Source organism: Bacteroidota bacterium (genome assembly GCA_018266835.1).
Classification (GTDB): Bacteria; Bacteroidota; Ignavibacteria; order Tepidaquicellales; family Tepidaquicellaceae; genus JAFDZO01.
The window spans coordinates 493,746-519,029 of record JAFDZP010000002.1; the positions used below are offsets into that span (position 1 = coordinate 493,746).

The window sequence follows — 25,284 nt, forward strand, 5'->3', positions numbered from 1 at the left end:
ATTTGTGCCTTATTTTACTTTAATATCGCTATTTTTTCAATCTTTGTCTCAATTTTTGAATTTCCCGTCAGTATCATTTTATAGAAATATATGCCGTTTGCAATTGCATCTCCGTCGTTATCACGCCCATCCCATTCAACCTGATTATATCCTATTGATAAATTATCCAGGTTTATTTCTTTTATAAGTCTTCCTGCTGCAGTATAAATTTTTATTTTTCCGGTATCCGGTCTTTTTTCTCCCTGCAGATTAAACATAAATGACGTCTTATCTTTTAATGGATTCGGGAAATTATAAAGGTCAAGCAATTTTAAATCATAACTTACCTGAAAATTGTTTTTTACCGTATCGCCGATGTTTCCTGTCTTATCAACAAAATCAAACTCAATACTATGAGTTCCTTCGGATAACTTAGGATAGTATTTTACAGTTGCTGCAAGCTTGTATCCTCTCGCAACAATAAACTGAAGGTCAGGATTATTAGCATAAGGCACATACTTAGAATCAAGTTTTATCTTAACTGTATTTGTATCTGCTCCGTCTATTGCTATAGGGCTATCGTCATACAACGAAATTACAATTTCAGGTCTTGCCTGAATATAATCTCCGTTATTTAACTTATGTCCGTCGAATGTAATATCTGCAACAGGTTTCAATGAATCCGATTTTACTATTATCTGAGTTACACCTGTATTGTTATACGAATTGAACTCATTTACTGCATAAGCCGGATATGAATCGAAATAAACCGTTACTGAATCACTCTGATGTCCAAAGCCGTATGTTGAAAATCTTACCTGTGAATTTCTTACTTCATCTACCTGTATCGGAGTTCTTAAAGTATCAACCTTTAAATATTTTTTTTGTCCGTTAACAAAAGTGTACCAGGTATTAATCATAGAATAAATCTGAGAATACCCGACGTTTGTATATTTTACCCCTAAGGTAACACTATCGCCTTCCTGAAGGACGGTATCGCTTTTTGTGAATGAATAATTATCAACAGCAAGTTCAACAGGAGGAACATAATTTAATACAAAAGATTTTAATGAAGGCGGTACATTACCCTGCAATGAATCTAAACTAAATGAAGACGTAATTGTAATATTAGGATAAGTAAGCGCATTTAAAGTATCAAAGTTAAACGGAGAGCTTATATTAGTGTACAATAGAACAGTCTGGTCAGCAGTATTTTTCCCGTAAACGTTATACTTTATTGCTGAAAATGGCTGCACATTCTGGAATGCTATAAAATTATTCCATGATTTTGCCGGACCGAAATTTTGAGTAAGTGTTCCCTTTATTGTCTGGAAAGGACGGTTAATAGCTGCATTTGATGTACACCAATTATCTACGCAGCTGCTGACAACATTATTCGGATGATAGTCTTCACTGCAATTTAAAGGTGAAGCACCTTTGCTTCCTATAAAAGCCCATGTCTGAAAACCATAATGATTTCTCATACTGTCAACCATTACTGAGCCGAATTCTTTTATTTTATTACGTGCATTTTCTCTAAGACTATCTCCGGCAAATGTCTGAACAGTCGATATCATTACAAATTTATTACTGTCAATTCCGTTAAGATATGTTACAATAGAATCAGAGCTTGAAGGAGAGCTCATCCGGAATCCTTTAATATCTATCGGTCTTCCTGTAAGCTTATTAACAATAAAAAAGCAAATTCCGGGGAAAGAACCATTATCAATAATGTATCTTCCGCCATTGAATGTAAACTCAGACGCTTCCTCACCATTATTACCGTGAGCTAAAACTCTTAAATCCGCATTAACAAAAGGTAAGGTAAAGCCGGTACCGTTTACAAATGAAAGTCCCTGATAGCTTCCCGCATCATATTGTCCTAAACGTTTCTTTGATAATTTAACTACAGAATCAGGAGCCTCGTGTGAACGGGCAAGAGTGCCTGAAGGATTATAAATCAATCTCTGGGTATTTGACCATCCCGATGAATCGTTATTAACAACTGAATTCATTCTCCAGTAATAAACAAGATTTGTATCTGCAACAGGCAGTGTGGTTCTGAATTTGGTTACAACACCTTCCGTTACCTGTTTGAAGAAAATTCTGGGATTTGTAAAATTTAAATTCGTATCAACCTGAAGTAAAACTTTTACAGTATTTTTTTGCGGGTCAACGTTAGGATTTATTCCCACAAACTCAACAGAGTCAGTGAGTATAAATGCATTATCAACAGGCTTCAAAGGAACATAAGAAACATTTCTTATCGGAATATTTACATTTATTGAGTTGTTTGTTTTATCTTCTAAAGGATAGCGGTTATCCGGGTCAATGGTAAACTTCAGACTATAATTCCCGCTGGAAGTAATCGTAAAATTATAACCGACAGTATCTACTAACCTTCCGAAATTTCTGAGTATTGTATCTTTCGGAGGCATAGCTATTCCGTTCCGGTAGAACTGGAATCTCATTTTAACGGAATCTACTCCTATACCATAATTGCTAGTGTAAAACTTTATGTTTACGGGATCATTAACTGCAGGAAAAGAATTCGACATGGAAAAATTACCCGGCAAAATTTCAAACTCCGGATAAGAAGGTAATAATATTTTTGCTGCAGGGTCTCCTAATAGGCAATATGTATTAAGGGTGAATCTTGAAGAATAGCCGCCGGAATCGGATGCAGATATTGTATCGCTTGCGATACCGTATTTCATTATTTCTCCCTGCCTTCTTAATCCGCCTTTCATCCCGTCTAAAAATCTGCGGTTAAGCGCTTCTCCGTTTGATGAAAATGTCCAGCCTGTATTTCCGACATATCCAATAGCTCCTTTGTTCGGAAGATAAATGAATTTTTCTCCGAATCCTCTGAATTCATTGATTGCATTTTTACCTGTAAAACATGTCATGCTGAAAACAAGAGGGAGTTTATTTCCGTTGGAAAGCAGGTCGGGATTTTCAAGTCCGTTATCCCATGTTCCGTTTCCTGCGTGGCCGATGTAATTAAAATACATTGCTCCCCTGTTAAATGTATTTATAATAGAGTCGGAGAACTGAAATGAAATTCCGCCTCCCGCATCATTACGGTAAATTTTATCCGATGAAAGCCTTAACGGGTTAGGATTAAAATAGAGTGATATAATAGAATTCGCTTCGAGCTGAAATCCGGTCTGCTCACCGCTATTTAGCCCGCCGGTTACCATTACATCTTTTTTCCACCAGGCTTCATAATTATGCCTTTGATTATCGTAGGCAATAATTTTGCTTACAATATCATTAGCTTCCTGCTCTGAGTAGGCGGGCAATCTTCCAATTGAAAGATTAGGAACATAAACTAATGCGGATTCATTTACATTTCCAAAATATCCATCGCAGGTAGGGTTTCCGTATGAAGGTACATAATTAATATAAATCTGTGATGCGCTGGAATTTTTCTTCGGGTCAATAGAACCTCTGCCGAAGAGACAGAGATATCTTGGTTTGGGGGCAGTCCATGATATGTAAGCATTTTTGACAAATGTGCGGACTGCTTTCGGGTCTTCCATTCCGTAATTAAATACATCATAAATATCTTCTATACTTGCTTTCACGGAACGAAGTGTATCGTAAGACTGGCGGTGCTGTCTTAACTGCTCAGCAGCATTTACAAATAACGGATGATATACTATAAGGTAATCAGCTGCTCCGGTTACAAGATTCGCAACCTGTTTTTGTTTTATTCTGAACGGCTTAAGATAAACATTTGAGTTGGTAATTCGGAGATTTGCATTTCCTTTCGCGCTGAAAAGAAGCGTATCACCCGATACGGTTGAATTGGTAATTCTTATTCCGTTTCTTACATCGTAAAGCGTTAATCCGTTTGGAGAAGTAAAGCCTGTTATCTTAAAGCGTTTAGTAGTTGTATCTGCAGAGGGATTATTTATTGCGAGATCTGCATATAAATTATTTTCAAAAAATTTGAATTTAGATGGATATATTAACTCGAAGTAATCAAAGTAAACATTGCCGTAAGGAGGAGCGGGAGGACTTATATTAGTGCTGTCATAATATGTAAAGACTACTTTGGAACGCTCTATGGTTGAATCAATATATGTGGAAGGGAACGAAATAGTTGTATCATATTTTTGATAGCCTGTTGTCTTAAAAAATCCTAAGGGATAATTATCGAAAACAATTCTCAGTATATTATTGTCATTTGCATTTGGATAAGCAAAAAACTTAATTTTACAAATCGGTTGAACAGATATGAAAGGATTTTTTAATTTTGCGCTATCTTTTATACTATATAGATTGAACAAGTCATTCCAATACCAACCTTCTCCTTCTACAAGTTCAGGGTTGAAATATCTGTAATCCGAATCAACCGGATGTTCACCTAAAGAATACATTATATCATTCTCTTTATGCACACTTTCAAAATAATAAGGATTCGGATAGGCCGGAAAAGAATTTGATGAGCTTACGTCCGTCATTCTTAACCCGTTAGTTCCGCCCCAGTCTACCCAATACACTGATGTATCGGAGTAATTATTATAGTACTCGTTTTTAGTGTAGCTTAACCTGTTGTTGTACCCATTAACATATTTTGTATTTCCGCCGAAGTTTCTGGTTCCGTAGAAATCAAAAAAATCATTATCATTAAAGACCCCGTCTGATTCCCCTTCAAAATAAATGGGAACCTGATTTCCTTTGTATAAAACTTTTATTGTACGGGGGTCAATGCTGCTCGTACTGATTCCGGCATTTGTAAAATCACTTTTGTTGATTCTATAAACACCATCCTGGACTAAGTAGAGCTTCAGGTAGGTTTTATTGGGTGTAATCCAATTAAAATTTTGCGAATAAGATATATTTATCCCACAAAAGAATGCCATAAACAGAAGTACTTTTTTCATTTTTTTATTGGGGTATAATTATGTATTTAACTTTTGAAAAATTATTTTGAGTATGAATTTAGGATTTCCTATAAAATATCTTTTCCATAATCTTGCGGGCTCATTAAGAAAACGGTAAAACCATTCCAGCCCGATATTCTGAAAAAATTCCGGAGCGCGTTTATAATTGCCTGATAAGAATTCTATTCCGCTGCCCATAGCTACTTGGACGGGGATATTAACCTGCTTTGAGTATTTTGCCAGCCAGTCTTCCTGGTAGGGCGAACCTAAACCTACAAATAAAATATCGGAATTGGAAGACCTAATCTTAGCAACAGTTAAATCAGAGAAATTAGTTTCACGCTGTAAAATTCCGCTAATTTTTAAATTCGGGTACATCTTTTTTATATTTTGCTCCAGCATTTCTGCAGCCTTCTCTCCTCCACCGAAAAAAAACACTTTGCGATCATATTTCTGAGCATAGGAAAGTATTTTATAATATAAATCCGTACCGGTTAATCTTTCCTTAAATTTAAAATCCTTGTAAAGAAATTTTGAAGCCCAGTACACTCCGACTCCGTCAGCAAAGATTGCGGAAAGGTTTTCAAGATTTTCTTTTAACCGCGGATTCCTTTCTGCTTCAATTAATATATGAGAATTAACATTGAGGAATGTAAATGTTTCACGCTTGGAAATTTTTTCATGTAGCAGAGAAATTATTTCATTATAATTTAAATCAAGAAAATTGAAACCCAGTATATTCAGAGACTTCATTATTTATTCTTGCCTATTACTGCTATAACTTCGAAAAAATTACCTTTATTTGTCTCAAGAGTTTCTACATCGTACTCTGTTAATAAATTCAGATTTAATTTTTTTAATAATTCATTCATATCATAGGAAGTAAACCTGCTTCGGTACTCTCCAAACTTATCGCCTACCTTACTGTAGTGTAAAATAATTCTTCCCGAATTTTTCAACACTCTTTCAAATTCTTTGAAATAATCCGTTATCTGCTCTTTATCTATATGAACAAATACATCATAAGAGAAAACTACATCAATTGAATTACTTTCGGCGAAATTAAATTTTACATCCTTAATTAAATTATAATCTATAACAGAATTTCTACCGAATCTTTTTTCACACAACTCAAGGCATTTTTCGGAAATATCCACCAGATGAAGTTTTGAAGCTTTCTTCTGAAGGAACTCAGACCACCTGCCACCTCCCGGACCTATTTCAATAATTGATGAGTTTTCAGGAACAAGCTTTATTATGATTTCATTTACAAGCTTATCTTTCCAGCCTTCCGATTTTGTCCATTCCTCACCAAGTTCACTCCAGTTCCAGTTATTCCACGTAAGTTTATTTTGATTCACACTGTTCCATCCGGGATATTTTTTTTTGCTTTCGAGTGATTGAAGCTTATCCGAAAATATCTTCCAATGCGTTGCTCGCTTTAGAAGATAAAGTATCGTCCACAAGAAACCGTTTTCTTTAAATGATAAGTTCAATCTGTCAATTCTATATCCCATCAATAAGTTTTTTTTCTTTTATAAAATTTACTAATTCTCCTGAATTCACTTTATTATCATTCACTCTGAAAATGTATTTGTTCTCCATATTCTGGAAGACAGAATTTTCATTCGGATAATAAAATATACCAAGTGTTTTTATATTGTGAGCGTCAGCTATGTGAAGCGGGAATGAATCTACACCTACAAACAACTTTGATTTTTTAATATTGTTCACAAGTTTTTTTATATCCGGGGAAACTTCCAATTTCAAATTTTTAATATTTTTTAATTCCTTCAATCCTATAATTTCTTTTTCACTTCCAAACAGAAAAACATTCTGATTTTGTTTTACACACAATTCCTTTACAATTTCAAGAATGGAATCATTGCTGATTTTTCTGTTTTCATCGAATGAAAATAAATGCAATGCCACATCGTACTTGTTTTCTTTTATATTATCGAAGTTGAAAACATGCTTCTTTACTTCGCCGTCTATCCCCGCGGCTTTCAGTGACATACTTATTCTGTGCAAATAATTATCTGATGGGTGCCAGACTCTTTTCTCTTTAGGCTGTGATTTTATTATCAGAGCATCGTCGTCATTATGCCAGCTTTTCTTTCTTATGAAATTCGTAAAGCCAATTTTCTCAACAGCATTTGATAATTTAAAAATTGAAGAGTTCATTTGTCCTGGGAAAAAATTAAACACAAAATCGTATTTCGTTTTCCGCACCTGTGTAATCATATTGTGCATTTCAGAAAAAGATTTTTTCTTCAGCAAAAAAAGATGGTCAAATCCTACTTCGCTTAGAATAAACTTTGCGCTTTCAGTAGAAACAATATCGATACTGACTTTTTCAAAATGATTTTTAATTGAATTAAATGCAGCGCATGTCAGATATGTATCACCTAAAGCATTCGTCGATATGAGAAGGACTTTCTTCAATCAGGTTTTACTCAGATTTCATTTAAAATTTTTCTGAGTTTTATGTTGCTCTCAGAGAAGTATTCTAAAAAATAACTCAGCCTGAATCTTATTCTGTTTTCTTTAAACCACAGAATAAATTTCAATGGTAACAATAATATTATTTTTGCGATTAATATTCTTGGCTTAATTATATTTTCCATTTTCATTTTATTCCAGTAACCGCCCGCTTTTTTTTCATCACCGTAAAAATACTCTCTCCACCCCCGGTACTCATTTTCTTCGTCAATGGAATCGAGCTTAAATATTTTTCCAAAATCATTTTCGTAATAAGGAGTCTGTATAGAATACACAAGCTTGTTCTTTTCCTTCATGTTTTCTCTTGAAAAAGAATTCTTCCTGTATCTAACAAGCAAAAGAACTTCCTGCATATTATAAAAAGTTACCTTATCTTTAATCCTCAGCCAGAGTTCATAATCTTCAAATACAATCGGTTTGTAACCGCCGCTTGAAATAATTTTATCTTTCTTATACATCATACCTGCATGGATTACCTCACTATGAAGTGCAAATCTTTTTTTTATATCCGCATCGTTCTGAGGAGTTTTAATTGTGTAAAGTAATTTTTTGTTTTCGAATGCCGCATACCAGCACGAAAGAATATCTACACCTTTATTTTTTAAAATAAAATTATATTGTTTCTCAATTCTATCCGTAACAGAAATATCATCTGCATCCATTCTCACTACTAACTCAGTATCGCATAACTTAAGTCCGTAATTTAGAGCTGCTCCAAGTCCTGAGTTTTGAATTTTACAATACTTTATTCTTTCATCTTTAAATCTCCCTATAACTTCTTTAGTATTATCCGTAGAGCCGTCATCAACAATAATAAAATTAAAATCTTTAAAACTCTGGCTGAGTATGCTTTTTATTGAAGAAGAAAGATACTCAGCGTTGTTATATGTCGTCATAAGAACAGAAACTTTTGCCATCTATTTGCTTAAGCTTGAAATCAATTTATTGTGTTTCTTTTTGCTCTTATTAAACAGTGTGCTAAGTTCTATCATTTTCCATTTCCACCACTGTGTTATATCTTTTGTTGATATATTGCCGGGCAGGTAACTCCATAAGTACAACAAAAAAACCTTAGGATTAAATAATATCTTTTCCTGCTTAACATATTTTCTAAATTCTTCTTTAGAATCAAATCTGAATTTTAAAACCGCATAGTCGGCGTAAGATTTATTTATATCGCTGTAATAATTTCCATCAAAATATTTAAAATATATTTTTTGAAAAAACTCTTTAGGCTTTTTTTGTTCGTTTGCACTCATTGAATTTTCCTTCAGCCGAATCAAATATAATACACTCGTAAGATTATGGAAGACTGTATCTTTTCTTATTCTCAGCCACAGCTCTATATCTTCAAGGCAGTCAAGGTTTTCATTGTATCCTCCATATTTCAATATATGATTTCTTAGATAGAGTGAGCCGGCATGACACACCGAACTGGAAACATTAAGCTGCTCTTTAATTATTTTATCCTGAGATGGCAGATGATACAAATGAGAAACACTCTCATTTTTAAAAAGGCCATACGCCGAAGACAATACATTTACTTCCGGATTATTTACAATATATTTAATCTGTTTTTCAAATCTATCCTGTACAGAAACATCATCGGCATCCATCCTTGCAACGTAATCATATTTTGCAATTTTCAATCCGTAATTAAGCGCAGCAGAAAAATTTACTTTTTCTATTTTTTTATAAACAATTCTCTCGTCATTAAAAGATTTAATAATATCTTCAGACTTATCTGTTGAACCATCATTAATAATTATAAATTCAAAATAAGGATATGTTTGATTCAGAATACTTTTTATTGCAGCAGCTACGTATCTCTCCTCATTATAGACACTCATTACAACCGATATGTGTTCACCGTACTGCACTACTATTTAGTATTTTTCAAATTTACCATTGGAGTATTTAATAATACTAATCTCTTTATTCTGATAGTTTATTCTCTGTAGTTTTACCACCGTAGGTTTATTAAATGAATTTAACTTCATTACTTCAAATAAATAATCCTTTTGGTTATTGAACTTTTCGCCAACAGAGGACTTCTGTGTGTAAAATGGTTCAGGCGAAAAAAAAGTGTCGTTATATCCGGATGTAAGAATATACGTCTCATCTTTTTTTTCTATTGAACATCCCTCAATATAGTGAGATTCAACGTGAGAATTTATTCCTGCAAGTTCCGTAATATTATTATATCTGCCAATTTCGTTGTTGGCTTTATAGTACAGATAAATCCCAATATCAGAATAACACGATGCCTGCCCGAGTGAATGCGGATAATCAAGAATTACATTCTCTTTATCCTTATCATATATATTAATCAAAGAGCTGAGGCTCTCTTCCTGAAGTTTGTAATTTACAATCCAGTAATCCGAAACTTTATTAAATCCATAAACAAAAAAAAGAAAAATTATTAAACCTGAAATTTTAGTTAAAAAATTCAATTTTTCTTTAGCGCATATTATAATAAAAAGAAATATCAGGCTGCTTGTAAAAGTCAGCGCAAATAATCTGTACGTACCTCCGCCTGCAATCGTATAATAGAACAAAGTAATGAATGCGATTGATAAAAAACTAAAGGAATAAACAAAAATTTTTTTGCGGGAGTAAATCAAAATAGATATTACTATGAGCGAAGCAAAGTATATTGAGTAAAGAATTATTGATGTTATTAACGATGAATCGAAAGAGTAAATAAAGGTTCCTGAGTCTACCGGAAGAAAAGTGAATAGCAATGATTTCAAAAAAGCATTTATAGTGGTAATAATTTTGACGTTAGCTAAAATTTCCTTATTGGTTACTCCTGCAAGAACGCTTCGGCAAATAATATAAAGTATAAGAATGCTTACTTTGCTTTTGAAAATCTTCAAGAGTGACTTAAACAATTCCGCGGGTTTGTTTTTTATTCTATAAATAACCCAGAACAGTAATAACTCAACTGCAAACCAGCAGGTTGCATTTTCTTTTACCAGTGTTGCAAGAAAAAATAAAATTGCGCTGATTAGCAGAAAATAAAAATTACGCTGCTCTATATACTTTAGAGAAAAATAGAATGATGACAGACAAAACAATATGACTGCTAAATCCATTCTGCCGGCAGCCCATGCAACATTAGCAACATTGCCCGGGTAGAACAGATAAAACAAAGGAAGTATAAGATATAAATTACTTTTGGAGTCAAAAAATGTTCGAATTCTTTTAAAGATGAGAATTAAAAGAAGAAAATTCAGTATGTGATTCAGCTGGGCTGCAAGAGACCACAACCACGGCTTTAAACCAAAAAGAAATGAAGTTATAAAAAAAATAAATGAAGATAATGGTCTGTACCTGAAGGAATCTGTGCCTGCATTTGGAATCAGGTCTTTCAATCCGTTTTCCCAAAATGTAAATAAAGGAAATGGGAATTTTCTGGAATAAAAAATTATCATCAGATCATCATTCAGAAAAGCAAAATTTTTTATTAATGGAATATTTATACAAAGATATATTCCCGTTATTACAGAAAAAAATAAAATATTTTTTACTTTAACTGATAACACTATTAAATAGATTTATAAATCTGATTGTAGCTGGAGAAAATATTTTCCCAGTTCAGTAATTCATAAATTTTGGAAGCGCGGATTGATATCTCAGTTCTGACGCCCTTGTTTTCAAGGAGTAAATTTATTTTACCTGATAAATCTTCTTTATCGCCGTGCTTTACAACAAATCCATTTTCACCATTCGTAATCAATTTGGATATACCGGTATTATCCGTAACTATAGGGGCTAACCCCAAAGCCATACATTCAGCAGTCGCAATAGAAAATGTATCATAGAAGCTGGAAGAAATAAAAACGTCTTTATCTTTTAAAAAGCTTATCAATAAATCTTTGCTCATTTTGCGGACCGAAATGATAGTGATATTACCAACAGTGCTTTTATAAATTGAAGGGTTAAAATTACCCACTACATACAAATTGCATTTTTCTTTCACTTTATCAAGAATCTCATATAGAAAATTAAAATCCTTATCTTTCCTTTCACTATCTCCAATAAATACAAGTGATGGCAATTCTGAATTGTCTGATTTTATTTCCGTGCTTTTAAATTCTGGATCTATACCATTGTTTATAAATTTTATTTTCTCATCCGGTATTTTATAGTATTCTTTAGCTATTTTCAACTGATGTTCAGATAAATACAACAACGCATCACTTGATTTTATAAATTTACTCTCGCAGTACATATCTTTTTTTTTCAAAGATGCAGATACATTTTTGAAATTATTGTTTTCATACACCGCAACTCCGTGAACGTTATACACTATTTTGACACCGGTAAAAAATTTATAAAAGTAAGCAAGCACAGCAAATCTTTCAAACGTAATTATGTGAATAATTTCCGGTCTGAATTTAAACAGGAATGTGAAAAATTTTAAGAAACCAAATCTGTAAATGTGTGAGACTTTGCTTACAACTTCATTTCCAAATATTTTTTTTATAATCCCGTATTGTGAACCATCAAAAAAATATTCTGCAAATGCTGTTTCATTTTCTTTTGATGACTGTTCATAAATTCTCTTTGCGACTTTCTCCGGGCCGGTCAGTTCCTCTAACTCATTATATCTTCCTAAATATAAAATCTTCACTTTTTATTCAGTACTTTAAAAAGAAAAATACTTTCAACTATTAAAATTACTATCTCCGTAAAAAATGTAGCGTAGCACGCTGCTATCAGACCAATACTCGGTATAAGAATAACATTAAGAGTTACATTAACTATTAACCCGACGATAGTAGCAATTAAAACAAAATTAAATTTCCCCAGAGCGTTAAGAGTAATGCCAGTAAGATTATTTAATGCCAGCGGTATAACTGCAAAACTTAGAAACTTTAAGAGAACTATTGAGTTTGAATATTTAGTTGTATAAAAAAATGTGACAAGAAAATCAGGGAGAAAGAATAATACTAAGGCTGAAATACAACTAATCGAAAAAATTATGATAATATATTTTCTGAGAAAAAGTTTTATCGAAGATATTTTTGAACTAAGATAAGATGCTTTTGAGAAGCCTTCAATAAGTATAAACGAGAACGAAAGCGTTGAAGCTTTGAGCAGACCATACGCAATATTATATTTTCCTGTATCGGAAAATCCTAAAAGTTTAGAAATCAATAAAACATCTATTCTGTCATACAATAAATTTACAAGAACAATAACGCCTAAAGGTATGGAAACTTTGATTATTTTCCCAAGCAGATTAAAATTAACTGCACCTGATTCACTTTTAAAATAATTTCTTTTAAGATAATAGTAGAAAAGTATTAGATTAAAAAAATACGATAGAAGTAATACAACTGCAACGCTTTCAATTGTCAGTTCTTTTTTAAATAAATAAGCTATCGGGAAGAACAAAAAGAAACAGCGTGATAATACTAAAAAATAAAATTGAGATTTAAAATCACGCAAGCCTGAAACAATCTTACTCATTACATTTGTATATAAGCTTAAATATGAGGATACTACAATTGTTATAAAGATTAAAATTGAATTGAATGATTGGAAAAAGTGCGAATATAAAAAACATATTCCAATGTATACAGGAAACAGAATTAAATATAAAATGAGCGTAGTTTTATACAGCGAATGTATGTTTTGTAAACGGGAAACTTCTCTCTGAAAGTAAACCGGCAATCCAAAATCAAAAAAAGAAACAATAATAAATGATAATGCGATTAATGCAATAAGCTCTCCATACTCTGCAGGTGAAAATTTTCTCGCGACATACATAAAAAGAAAAAACGAGAAAAGTTTATCAAATACATTCTGGAAAAAATTAAATTTACTTCTGGAAAAGAATTTGGAAAGGGCTTTCAATAAAATGAATAAAGATGAATAAGGATGGAATGATTATAACAATATAATCTTATTTTGTAAGAGAGCTAAACTTTTTTTATTTCTTTTGCAGGATTACCTGCCACAACACAATTTGACTCAACATCTCGGGTCACAACTGACCCCGCCCCAACGACTGCATTTTCCCCTATAGTTACACCACACATTATAGTCGCTGATGAACCAATTGAAGCGCCGTTTTTTACAAGTGTTTTTTCAAGCTTCCAATCGTTATCGGTCTGCATATTGCCTTCTGATGTGACAGCTCTTGGAAATCTATCATTAATAAATGTAACGTTATGTCCCACAAAAACGTTATCTTCAATTTCTACACCTTCACAGATAAAAGTATGGGAAGATATTTTACAATTTTTACCAATGGAAGAATTTTTTTGAACCTCTACAAATGTACCGATCTTAGTATTATCTCCGATTGAACATCCGTATAGATTTACAAAATCATAAATGATGACATCTTTTCCCAAGTTCACATTTTTTATATTTTTATTTCCCATTGAACTCCATTATCTTGCCGCGTTCTTTAATTGATTTATCGGCAGCTTCAAGAATTTTTACAATCTTTAAACCGTCATAGGCATTAGTAAGAGGTAACCTGTCTTCATTTATTGAATTGATAAACTCCCTTGAAGCTGATGCTAGTGCTTCCACTTGTGCAACTTTCGGAGAATACATATCACCTATTCTATACTGTACCAAGGCTTCATGAATACTATCCTCTTCATCTTTTCTCATAAGAACACCTGAATCATAGACACGAATTTTTTCAACGTTCTCCATATCATCAAAGACCAGCATCTTCTTTTTCCCTCCAACAATGGTTCTTCTGATTTTAACAGGTGAAGTCCAGTTGGAATGAATATGCGCAAAACAATTATTTTCGAAATAGACTGAAAGATATGCCAGGTTTTCGTGGTCATAAAAATTTGCAATACCATTTGCCGCTATCCCGGTTATTTTATTATCAGGAAGTATGTAGCTCATAATGGATAAATCATGACAGGCTAAATCCCAAAGCACATTTACATCATGCTGAAACAGTCCTAAATTAATTCTCACTGAATCGAAATAGATAACATCACCAAGCTCTCCTTTATCTACAATTTCTTTAATTTTTCTTACAGCGCCTGTATAAATAAAAGTGTGGTCAACAAATATCTTTAAGTTTTTTTTCTCACTGATGTTTATTAAATCCTCTGCATTTTTTGAAGAACCAGTGAAAGGTTTTTCAACCCACACATGTTTCCCTGCATTCAAAGCAGCTTTTGCAAACTTATAATGACTTCCAACAGGAGTCGAAATTATCAACGCATCAAATTTGTAATTTTTTAACAGCTGATCAAAATCACTTACAGTTTCAACCATTGGAAATGACAGCTTTATTCTTGCAAGACGTTTTTGATTATTATCGCAGCAAATAATTTTATTGACTTCTTTAATAGCAGAAAAATTTCTCACTAAATTAGGACCCCAGTATCCAAGACCAATAATAGCTATATCCATTTTTTATATTATAGGAACAAATATGTTATTTTGCACCTTTACCTGTTACCATTACAGGGAAAGTTTTAAAAATTAATTGAAGATCAAGCCAAGGTGTAACATTATTGACATAGTATAAATCCAAAATTATAGAATCTTTAAAAGATACACTTCCCCTTCCATTAATCTGCCACACACCTGTACATCCGGGAAGAACTGAATGCCTTCTTTTATGCCATTCATCGAACATTTCATATTCATACGGCAGGCAAGGACGAGGTCCGACTAAACTCATATCGCCTTTAATTACATTAAATAATTGAGGAAGTTCATCAAGTGATGTTCTCCTTAATAATTTTCCAAGTGATGTAACTCTGTTTTCATTAATTACTTTGGTAAACTTTTTTCCGGTCTCAGTACTGCTTAGTATAAATTCATGCACTCTTTTTTTATGTTCCTCATCAATTTCAGATGAATCTACCATTGAGCGGAATTTGTATAAATTAAATTTTTTACCACCCTTACCGATTCTTTCCTGTCTGTAAAGCACACTTCCTTTTGATGAAATTTTTATGGCAGCTGCAATAAACGCCAGAAAAGGTGAGAGCAATACTATTCCTACAACTGAACAGAAGAAATCAAAACACCTTTTAAAAATAAGATTAAAGTTTTTATTTACCTTCTCTGATAAATCTATTAAAGGCATACCTGAGTAAGATTCGATTACGATCTTTTCAGGAATAATTCTAAACAGTTCAGAAGACAGCTTAACATTCAACTGTAATACCTGGCAATAATCTATAATTTGTAACAGCTTCTCATAATCGATATCATCGGTGGCAATTATTACTTCATCAATTTTTGTTTTTTGTACTATTTTTTTTATATCATTGATTGGACCAAGAGAACGTATATTCCCGAATACAAAATCCCCCACAGTAGTTTCTTTATCAATAAAGCCTACTATATTTATTCCATAGAAATTTTCGAACAATATTTTTTCTGCAAGCAGCTGTCCGGATTTCCCTGCGCCTACAATCAGCACATTTCTTTTAATTAATTTATTTCGGGTAAAATACGAATAAAGAGGTCTGAATATTACAACTCTTAAGAACGTTACTGCTGAAATACCTAATATTAAAAAAGTCACTGCAACCGTTCTGGAACCGAGTACAATATCTAACTGCAAAAAAAACGAGATGAGTATTAGAATTAAACCGCCATATAAAAAAGATTTGATGATTGAAACCAGCTGCGATGAACGGGAAAGGAAAATATTAATCTTATAAAGATTATTGTTCTGGAAAATAAAAATCAGGAATAAGGAAAATAAAATATTTATAAGATGGGTTGTGGGTAAGTCAACATCTGCCAAAATTCTTTTGTGGAATATTCTTTCTGAAATATACTCAGATGCAATGAATGAAACACAAATAATTACAAAATCAGCAAGAGCGTAAAAATATTTATATTTGGGATATTTTATCAAATTATATATTAAAACTTGAGGAAATTTTAATGATAAAGCCTGGTCCTGAAATCTTTCATAATAATAGAATACTTTTGAAAATAAAGAAATATTATTAAACTTGGCAGTAACTTAATAATCGCAAGCTTTATATGAAATTTTTATACAAACTTACTAAATTATATTTAGAATTTTGCCAATTGAAAGTGCTTTTATATCGTTCTAAACCTATTTTAGATTTTTCTTTTAATAGTTGACTGTCATTGACCATTATTAAAATCTTTTCTGCAAATTCCTTGTAATCATAGGTATCACAGTAAAGAGCTGCCTCACCCGCGGAATAAATGTTTTCTTTAAGTTTAAAAGATAAGATTGGAAGACCGTGGGACATATATTCCATAATTTTTATCATAGTAGAAATATTGTTCTGCTGTGTGTAAAGGTCCGGCGAAAGACCTACATCTGCCGTATTCAAATGAGTATGAATTTCATCCCATGATAAATATCCGGTAAACTTAACATTGTCATGAAGATTTAACTCTCTATATATTTTTTTCAGCTCTTTAATGTAAGGACTGCGTTCGATATTATCAGGTCCTATAAGACAACAATAAAAATCTGTGAAATTTTTTTCAGTTATTAAATAGTGACACGCTTTTAAAATTACATCAACTCCGTCATCCTCTCCCATCATTCCAAAAAATATAAGCAAATTATTTCTACCCTGTTTTAAATTAACATCAGGAGCAAAATCTAACCTGTTATCAAGTTCCGGTGCGTTTCTTACTATAAATATTTTAGCAGGATTTATTCTGTATTTTTCAATCAAATATTCTTTATATGACTGATTGGTGACAACAATGTAATCTGTAAATTTCAAATTCAATTTTTCTACAAACGATAATAATCCTATCAGAAAATTTTTAACAGAAGATTTCTTATTTGTATATTTAGATTCAAATGCATTTACAAACAAATCATGAACATCAAAGATATACTTAGCTCCGAATGGTTTAAAGAAAATAAAAATCAAAAAAAATAAATCAGGAGGATTTGCTGAATGGAACACATTTACTCTTTTATTAAAATTGATTTTTAAAACTAAAACAAATGTTCTCGCAAGATAATTTAAATACTCTATAAAGTATGAAATAAATCCGGTTCCTGTTACAAGTTGCTTATATCTGTAAATCCAAATGTCATCAATTACAACAAAATTTTCTTTATCGCTTTTGGCATCTTTGGGTGAAATTATGCTTACATCAAATCCCATCTCCTTCACAGCTTTTGCCTCTTTCCAGACACGCTGATCATCGGGTACGGAGCAATTTTCTACAACTAAAAGTACGTGTTTACCAGGAGAGTCCGGCATAGTTATCTTTTGTTCTCAGACTTTTATCGATACGAACCAAATCTATAATAAATTTATTTTTTAGTTTTGCCAGATCTTTAAGGGCTATCAATTCCTGATTAGCAATAACAACTATATCAACTTCATCAATTAATTCCTTGTAAGATGAAATTAAATAATCTGATATTACAGGAAGCTCTTTAAAAAGAAATTCTTTATTTGCTCCGATTACTTTTTCTAAATCCAGATTCGGGTCATATATCTTCACATTGTATTTTTTATGAAGAAGTTTTTTTACCAGACTTACATAAGGACTATTTCTTACATCATCCGTTCCTGCTTTGAATGTGATTCCAAGAAATCCAATATTTTTCTTTTTAGCCCTTTCAATAAGTTTAAATGCTCTATCAATATTTTCATCATTTGAATTCGAAATGCTTTTCAGCAAAGGTATATTTAAGGAATTTTTTTCTGCTATACTTTGCAGCGCTTGTAAATCTTTAGGAAGACATGACCCGCCGTATGAAAACCCCGGCTTCAGATAAACATCAGAAATATTTAATTTTGTATCCTTTACGAATAACTCCATAAAATTCTGCGAATCCATATCCAAAGATGAGCATATAATACCTATTTCATTTGCAAAACTCACTTTAAGCGCGTGGAAAGAATTATTTACAAATTTTATAAGTTCAGCATTTTTTGTATCTGTAAAAATGACTTCGGCATTTACACTTTTATAAATGGAAGCTAAAGTTTCCATTGCTGAAGAGTTTGAACCACCAATTAAAGAATATGGAGGATTATAATAATCCTTAACGGCAGAACCTTCTCTTAAAAACTCAGGATTTGAAAGTACTGAAAAATCTTTATCAACAATTTTCTTCGAACAGTCTGCAATAATTTTTTCAATCTTTGATATTGTTCCCGGAGGAATTGAAGACCTGACAGAGACAATATGAAAATTTTTTTTAATTTTAAGAGCCGCTCCTATTTGCTCTGCAACTTTAAATATATGTGAGAGATCTAAATTTCCATCTTCACCCGGCGGAGTTCCAACGCAAATAATAGAGACTTCTGAATTCTTTACCGCGTACTCATAATCATTCATTGCAATTATTCTCTTCTCAGCAACACCTTCCCTGATAATTTCATGAAGACCTTTTTCCAATACAGTTGCGTTACCGGATTCAAGCAAAGTTAGTTTACTTTCATTTGAATCAACTCCAATTACAAAGTGCCCATCTGCAGCAAGACATCCAAGGCTTACGCATCCAACATAACCAATTCCAAATACAGAAATATTCATTAATTGTTCAAATAATTTTCAAAAAAAGTTTTGTACCACGTTTCAAAAGAAAGTAATGCAAAAATATGGCGTAAATAATTTTTCTTTCCTGACTTATGCAAATCTATCATCTCATTCAAATAGTTAAGATTAAAAAAATTCCTGCTGGCTGAATCCTTATCGTTAAACATTTCCTTTGCGTCATCGGCAAAACTTCCCTGCAGCCATTCATCCATAGGTGTCTCAAATCCTTTTTTCTTTCTGTTAATAATTTCAGGCGGTAACCATTTTTCGGCAGATTTCTTGTGAATATACTTATGCTTATTTCCTTTCAATTTGAAATTTGAAGGGAGTGTTTCTAAAAAAGCAATTAATTCTTTATCCAGATATGGTACCCGCATTTCAAGTGAGTTAGCCATAGTCATTTTATCTCCAAACATTAATAAGTCATCCGATAATTTCATTCGTGTATCTATATACAGTATTTTTGAGAGTGAATCTTCAAGTTTTTCAGTTCTTGAATATAAAGGTTTCAGCAAATCAATATCTTCATTTGATATTTTTTCTTTTACATCATCTTTTAATAGTTTTGCTTTCTGTTCCGGTGTGAATATAGTATATATTGCAAGAAACCTATCTATCTCATTTGTAAATTGAGAAGCATAGGATGCCCTTTTCAATCTTTCATTGCGAGGAAGAATATCGGAAATTAAATTTAACGGTAAAAGATTTAACAAAGATTGATATTTGCTCATCTTACTTTCACCATAATATCTTTTATATCCTGCTAATGGCTCATCGGCACCTTGTCCCGCTAAAACGACCTTCACATTTTTAGAAGCTAATTGAGATAGATAATATAAAGCCGGTACCGTAGTTTCTGCGATCGGTTCTTCCAGATAATAAAATGATTTCTGAAAAAAATTCAAATACTCCTCTTTGGATAATGTCCTTGTGTGTTGTTTTGAATTCAAAGCAACAGCGGTTCTATTCGCATCCTCAATCTCATTATAATTTCCTCTTCCTGAAAAACCTATAGTGTAAGTATTAAACTTATCATCATAATTTTCCTTCATGAAGTGACCGAGCACTGCAGAATCAATTCCACCGCTTAAAAATAACCCAACAGGAACATCACTTGTTAGTTGCCTGCTAATTGATTTTTCAAGTAAACTTGAATACTCTTCTATAGCATCGGCCTCTTTAATATTTTTATTTGTTACAGGATAACTCTTATCAAAACTATCTAAATTATACTTTCCATTCAGATAATATTCGAGGTATTCACCCGGCTTAAGCTTAAAAATATTTTTAAAAAGAGTTTGCGGTGAAGGATTATACCTGTATGTCAAAAAGCTGTTGAATGCAGTGTAATCAAGCTCTGCTTTGTAATTTTTATTTTCAAGTATTGCCTTTATTTCAGAAGCAAAAGTAATTCCATTTGTTGTGAAAGAATAATACAATGGCTTCACTCCGAAATTATCTCTTGCCAGAATTATTTTTTTTTCATTCTTATCATAGATGGCAAATGCAAACATACCGTTTAGTTTGTTAAATCCTGCCGTACCATATTTTTGATAAATGTTTAAAATCGTTTCTGTATCTGACTGCGTATTAAATTTAAACCCTATTGATAAAAGCTCTTTTCTCAACTCCTTGAAATTGTATATCTCACCATTGAAAACAATTACTAAATTTTCTTCAACATTATGCATGGGCTGCTTGCCTGATACTAAATCAATAATGCTTAAACGTCTGTGAACTAATCCTACACCTGATTCTTTCTCAAAATAAATTCCTTTATCATCAGGTCCTCTGCGTTTAATTACCTCAGACATTTTTTCCAGCAATTCTACATTAAGATTTCTTGAAATATCTATCACTCCTGCAATACCGCACATTATTTTCTTACCCTAATTAACTTAGCGGGATTTCCTGCAACAACACAATTTGCTTCAACATCTTTTGTAACAACGGAACCTGCGCCTATAACTGCACCGGAACAAATTTTAATACCGGGAAGAATTACTGCTCGTGCACCGATCCATACATTATCTTCAATAATGGTCTGTGGATAATGCCTTACACCCTGCATTACCATAGGTACATTAATATCTTTTATATTATGACCGTAATTCATAATCATTACATAAGGTGCAATCATGACATTGCTTCCAATCTTACAATTTCTTATCCAGCAATTTTCGTTTATCTGCGAGTTGTCTCCGACTTCTATATCTCTCCCATCACCCCAGAAAATTGAACTTTCAATGGTTACATTATTGCCGACTGATTTCATAAAGCCTTTTGCAAAAAAAACTCTCACCGAATTAAATAATTTTCCCAACGGAAAATTCGAATTCGGAAGATGTTTCCCAATGAGATAATATAAAAATCTGAAAATGGTTTTCATTTATTTTTCAGCAGTGACAAATATTTTATATCCTGATTGCTTAAAATTACTTTCTAGAAACAGTATAACAGGATACAAAGGTAATAGTGTCAGGTAAGCAAATATTCCGAATTTCTCTGAAAGCTTCTCGTAAAGAATTCCAAATCTTGAACCTATGATATAGTTAGCCTGCACATTTTTAAATCCCGTTTTCTCAAGTTTCATTATGATTCCATCTACATCGTATAACTGCGCGCAGTAACAATCCTGTATATGTTTCTTTTTATAATCATCTGAAATATATTTTGAATTTAAGCTGTCAACAGTAGCTGCTAGTATTCCACCGGGTTTAAGTACCCTGTACATTTCTTCAAAAGCGGTCACATCATTATAAAGATGTTCAAACACACAAACACTTATTACTTTGTCAAAACTTTCTGATTTAAAACTTAATGCCTCAGCACTTTCAGCAACAAATTTAATTCCGGTGTATTTATTTTGAGCAATCCGCAGGTGCTCTTGATAAGGTTCTATTCCAACAATGGTACCGCATTTTTTAGAAAAATAATTTGTCCAGTATCCATCACCGCTTCCGATATCTAGTACATTGTCAGATTTTTTTAAAGAAGCTCCGCTTAATATGCAATTTATCTCAACTTTTCTGCATGCATTAATTTTCTTAACAAAAACATTTATGAAGTGAATGCTTTTGAAATAATTAATTATCTTTCTATAAGCAGAGTTGTGCGGTATTAATACTTCAGCCTGCATTTTAATATAAATGAGCTAATGCCAGATACATTGGTGCATTCACCCATCTATCCATCGGGGTTTTATAAGTAAATAATTTCGTTTTCATGAAATTGTAATAACCATTCTTGTTCCAAAGTACAGAATCTATTTTATCAAATGTTCTCTTAATATAATCATCATCTATATAATTTAATTTTTTAAGATAAAAAAGAGTTTGAATTGCCTGCGCACAATTCTGTCCATCAATTGGGTATATATTGCTGTTATAATATTTTGGTAAACCTTGTTCAGTAAACAGATTTTTCAGATAATATTTAATTCCTCTTTTCAATAGATCTTTAACTACATCTATTCCATTTTGTTGAGCAATAATCAACCCTTCTAAAATATAACCTGTGTGAAAACCGTCAATGAAATTTGCTGTAGAATCAGCTGAATAATACCAGGAACTGTTACTATTTTGCCCGGTTTTCAAAAACTCAATTGTTTTATATATTAAATCATCATACTCGTTAGTGTTAAATGTTTTTTTATACCGTGATAAAAATCCTCCCATCAGTGCATTTACATTGTATATAGGACTTTCTAAATTTTTCCAGTAATTCCATATAACAGTATTTTCATTTTCTGTATATTTTAAATCTTTAAGTATGTAACTTAACCCCTCATCAACTACATTTTTTATTTCTAAACATTTTTTTGATTCATTCTTACTTAATAACGATTCATAATAATCAAGTAATGCATTAACGGCATTAACGGTTTGAAACAAGTTAGGAGTATTTATATCAGCCTGAACAAATCGTGTTGTAAAATGAAATTTTAATCCCCAGCCAATTCCTGAATTTTGTTTAATACTTAAGTTTTTCAATAGTACAAAATATTCTAATGCCTTAATTAAGTATTTTTCATCTTTTGTTTTACTATAAAGTATTGATGATGCAGAGAGTAAATCTGATACTGATTTGGTGTGAATTAATTTTTTGATCCCAAATAAACCTCTTACATTAAACGGAAATAATCTTATTGACTGAAGCCAGATTCTCTCTAAAAATTTATTACCTAGAAATAATTTTTTAAGTGGAGTATTTAATCCGTCATAAGGATCATAAGATAATAATCTGTTTTTTTCAAAATGTTTCTCAAGCGATTCCAGTCTCTGTATGATTAAACTTTTCAAACAATCAGTTAACTTCTGAAATTACTTTCCGAAGAATGCTCTGGTAAGAGAACTTTTGATTAAATTCAGAATTAACTTTCCTATCATAACTAATATTATTCAATTCCGGAAGTAATTTTTTTAACTCATCAAAATCATTATAATATAATCCTGTCTTATTTTTTTCCACAAGATGCTCAAGGGTAGAGTCGTATGGTACAATCGGGAATAAACCTGTTCCCATAGACTGCTGAATGGAAATTGTCGGAGCAAACCATAAAGAAAAATCAGCAGCATTGAAGAGTTTGTTATTTTCTTCCGCTGTTGTAAACTTGTGTAAAATAAGTCTGTCTCCCAAGTTCAATTTTTTCAAATTTTCTTCAACTTTCCTAGAATACTCAGTATCTGAAAATCCGGCAAGTAGGTATATATAATTAGAATTATTTTTCAAGAACTCAACAACCTGTTCAATCCAGTATTCAAAAAGTTTGCCGGGATAAATCCGGCTTATTGTCATAATTAATTTTTCATCATCTTTAATCCCAAATTGTTTACGGCATTCTGTTCTAAATTCATTCGAATAAAAATACTTATTGTTATCAAATCCTAATCCATACATTCTCAATTTATCTTCTATATTATTTTTAGAGATACCTTTAAGAATTGAAGATGTCTCGGGTGTATTAGATAAAATTAAATCCGAACGTTCAAAAACTTTGTTGTACCATTTAGCTTTTAATAGACGGAAAATTAATTTATTGCCCTTTGTTCCCTTTGCTTTTGAAACTCTGTTCTCTATAGTAGTATCACTGAAAACAGATACAACTTTTGCATTAGGGTTAATATATTTCATTAAAAAATAAGGAGCGCCAGAGCCGGGCAAAATTAAAAAAACTAAATCAGGATTATAATTACTAAAAAATTCAGTTAAGTCCTCCTTAGGATAAAATGTATTTTTTATCCTGGTGAGTTTTTTAATTCGTCTTACTTCAAAATTATTAAATGAATCATCATATCTTTTTTTTAAATCAAGGTTACTTCTGTTAGTAGCTATTACTTTCACTTCATAATTCATTGAAGTCAATACTTCAGCAAATTGGACTTCCTGATATCCGACACTATTCTCAAAGAAAGAACTTATTATGAGAATTTTTTTAATCAACATTTAATCCTCTGAAAGTAAATCTCTGAACTTATCCTGTAGTTTTTTAATGTCTGCAATCGGTCTTGCCGGATTCCCTGCCCATACTTCATCGGACGGTAAATTTTTTGTAACTACTGAGCCGAGTCCTGCATATGAATTTTTTGCAAGAGTTAACTGATTTAATGTAGAAGATGATGGACCAAGCCAACTGTAATCTTCGATTCGCACACTGCCGCCTACCATATTATTGGCAGTGATAATGCAATGTTTACCAATGATTGCATTGTGTCCTATATGAACAAGATTATCTATCTTAGTACCTTCTCCTATTATCGTATTTGCAAGAGCGCCTCTTACAACCGTTGTGTTCGCACCTATATCCACGTTATCATGAATTTCAACTCCGCCAATGTGAATAAATTTTTCGTATTCATTTTTTTCATTTAGCTCATAACCAAAACCTTCTGAGCCAATGATTGTACCTGCGTTTACCGATACATTTTTTCCAATCTTAACATTATCAAAAATATAACAATGGCCGTGAATTATTGTGCCTTCATCAATTTCACTTTTTCCTATGTATGTAAAAGGACCGATATAAACATTTTTATTTATTTTCGCTTCTTTATGAATAACAGAAGAAGGGTGAATTCCATATTCAATCGCGGGTGAATACAATTTTTCTAAAATTCTTATCAATGTTAGCTTTGGACTCTCAACTTTTATCAGTAATTTTTCTTCTAATAATTTCCCGCTCAATTCACTATTCAGCGAACAAATTATTAAGTGTGCTTTAGTATTTTTAATTATCTGTGCAGGATTTTTTTTCCGCGGACTTATCCATACCAAAGAATTCTCATCTGCATCTGAAACAGTTTTTACATTATCAAAAGAATTATAGCTTTTGTTTCCTTCAAGCTTATAATTTTTTCCGAAACAGTCTTTTATTGATTCTAATGTATGCATA

The 25,284-nt window shown here is 32.1% G+C and carries 20 protein-coding genes; all 20 read right to left on the reverse strand.

Annotation, left to right across the window (positions count from 1 at the left end; genetic code table 11):
• Positions 1-14: 14 nt before the first annotated feature.
• The 20 genes from JST55_03970 to JST55_04065 all read right to left on the reverse strand — a co-directional run bounded on the left by JST55_03970 (position 15) and on the right by JST55_04065 (position 25,283).
• On the reverse strand, positions 15-4,874 hold the full coding sequence (locus JST55_03970) for a hypothetical protein (GenBank protein MBS1492638.1): 4,860 nt from the start codon (positions 4,872-4,874) through the stop codon (positions 15-17).
• A gap of 18 nt (positions 4,875-4,892) precedes the next feature.
• Positions 4,893-5,627, reverse strand: a complete 735-nt coding sequence (locus tag JST55_03975; GenBank protein ID MBS1492639.1) for a WecB/TagA/CpsF family glycosyltransferase — start codon at positions 5,625-5,627, stop codon at positions 4,893-4,895.
• On the reverse strand, positions 5,627-6,391 hold the full coding sequence (locus tag JST55_03980; protein ID MBS1492640.1) for a class I SAM-dependent methyltransferase: 765 nt from the start codon (positions 6,389-6,391) through the stop codon (positions 5,627-5,629). The genes JST55_03975 and JST55_03980 overlap by 1 nt, the downstream gene beginning before the upstream one ends.
• A complete protein-coding gene (locus JST55_03985; GenBank protein MBS1492641.1) occupies positions 6,381-7,319 on the reverse strand; it encodes a glycosyltransferase family 9 protein in 939 nt (312 codons plus the stop codon). Before JST55_03985 ends, JST55_03980 begins: the two co-directional genes overlap by 11 nt.
• A gap of 11 nt (positions 7,320-7,330) precedes the next feature.
• Entirely contained in the window at positions 7,331-8,293 is a 963-nt protein-coding gene (locus JST55_03990; GenBank protein MBS1492642.1) for a glycosyltransferase, read from the reverse strand.
• Positions 8,294-9,226 (reverse strand): glycosyltransferase, encoded by a 933-nt coding sequence (locus JST55_03995; protein MBS1492643.1) that lies wholly within the window; start codon positions 9,224-9,226, stop codon positions 8,294-8,296.
• Positions 9,227-9,262: 36 nt separating this feature from the next.
• On the reverse strand, positions 9,263-10,753 hold the full coding sequence (locus JST55_04000; protein ID MBS1492644.1) for a hypothetical protein: 1,491 nt from the start codon (positions 10,751-10,753) through the stop codon (positions 9,263-9,265).
• Positions 10,754-10,926: 173 nt separating this feature from the next.
• The gene (locus JST55_04005; protein MBS1492645.1) at positions 10,927-12,015 is read right to left on the reverse strand and encodes a glycosyltransferase family 4 protein; all 1,089 of its coding nucleotides are present in this window, start codon (positions 12,013-12,015) and stop codon (positions 10,927-10,929) included.
• A complete protein-coding gene (locus tag JST55_04010; GenBank protein ID MBS1492646.1) occupies positions 12,012-13,157 on the reverse strand; it encodes an oligosaccharide flippase family protein in 1,146 nt (381 codons plus the stop codon). The genes JST55_04005 and JST55_04010 overlap by 4 nt, the downstream gene beginning before the upstream one ends.
• 152 nt (positions 13,158-13,309) lie before the next feature.
• Positions 13,310-13,777: an N-acetyltransferase gene (locus JST55_04015; GenBank protein ID MBS1492647.1), complete on the reverse strand. Its 468-nt coding sequence runs from the start codon at positions 13,775-13,777 to the stop codon at positions 13,310-13,312.
• Positions 13,767-14,783 (reverse strand): Gfo/Idh/MocA family oxidoreductase, encoded by a 1,017-nt coding sequence (locus JST55_04020; protein ID MBS1492648.1) that lies wholly within the window; start codon positions 14,781-14,783, stop codon positions 13,767-13,769. The genes JST55_04015 and JST55_04020 overlap by 11 nt, the downstream gene beginning before the upstream one ends.
• Before the next feature lie 25 nt (positions 14,784-14,808).
• On the reverse strand, positions 14,809-16,251 hold the full coding sequence (locus tag JST55_04025) for a sugar transferase (GenBank protein MBS1492649.1): 1,443 nt from the start codon (positions 16,249-16,251) through the stop codon (positions 14,809-14,811).
• Positions 16,252-16,378: 127 nt separating this feature from the next.
• The gene (locus tag JST55_04030) at positions 16,379-17,602 is read right to left on the reverse strand and encodes a glycosyltransferase family 4 protein (GenBank protein MBS1492650.1); all 1,224 of its coding nucleotides are present in this window, start codon (positions 17,600-17,602) and stop codon (positions 16,379-16,381) included.
• A complete protein-coding gene (locus JST55_04035) occupies positions 17,583-18,890 on the reverse strand; it encodes a UDP-glucose/GDP-mannose dehydrogenase family protein (protein MBS1492651.1) in 1,308 nt (435 codons plus the stop codon). Before JST55_04035 ends, JST55_04030 begins: the two co-directional genes overlap by 20 nt.
• Positions 18,890-20,770: an asparagine synthase (glutamine-hydrolyzing) gene (asnB, locus tag JST55_04040; GenBank protein MBS1492652.1), complete on the reverse strand. Its 1,881-nt coding sequence runs from the start codon at positions 20,768-20,770 to the stop codon at positions 18,890-18,892. The genes JST55_04035 and asnB overlap by 1 nt, the downstream gene beginning before the upstream one ends.
• A complete protein-coding gene (locus tag JST55_04045; GenBank protein ID MBS1492653.1) occupies positions 20,770-21,282 on the reverse strand; it encodes an acyltransferase in 513 nt (170 codons plus the stop codon). Before JST55_04045 ends, asnB begins: the two co-directional genes overlap by 1 nt.
• Positions 21,283-22,032 (reverse strand): methyltransferase domain-containing protein, encoded by a 750-nt coding sequence (locus JST55_04050; protein MBS1492654.1) that lies wholly within the window; start codon positions 22,030-22,032, stop codon positions 21,283-21,285.
• 1 nt (position 22,033) lies between these two features.
• Positions 22,034-23,194, reverse strand: a complete 1,161-nt coding sequence (locus tag JST55_04055) for a hypothetical protein (GenBank protein MBS1492655.1) — start codon at positions 23,192-23,194, stop codon at positions 22,034-22,036.
• A 4-nt stretch (positions 23,195-23,198) separates the two neighbouring features.
• Positions 23,199-24,338, reverse strand: a complete 1,140-nt coding sequence (locus JST55_04060; GenBank protein MBS1492656.1) for a glycosyltransferase — start codon at positions 24,336-24,338, stop codon at positions 23,199-23,201.
• Complete coding sequence (locus tag JST55_04065) at positions 24,339-25,283, reverse strand: UDP-3-O-(3-hydroxymyristoyl)glucosamine N-acyltransferase (protein ID MBS1492657.1); 945 nt, start codon at positions 25,281-25,283, stop codon at positions 24,339-24,341.
• Position 25,284: the final 1 nt, after the last annotated feature.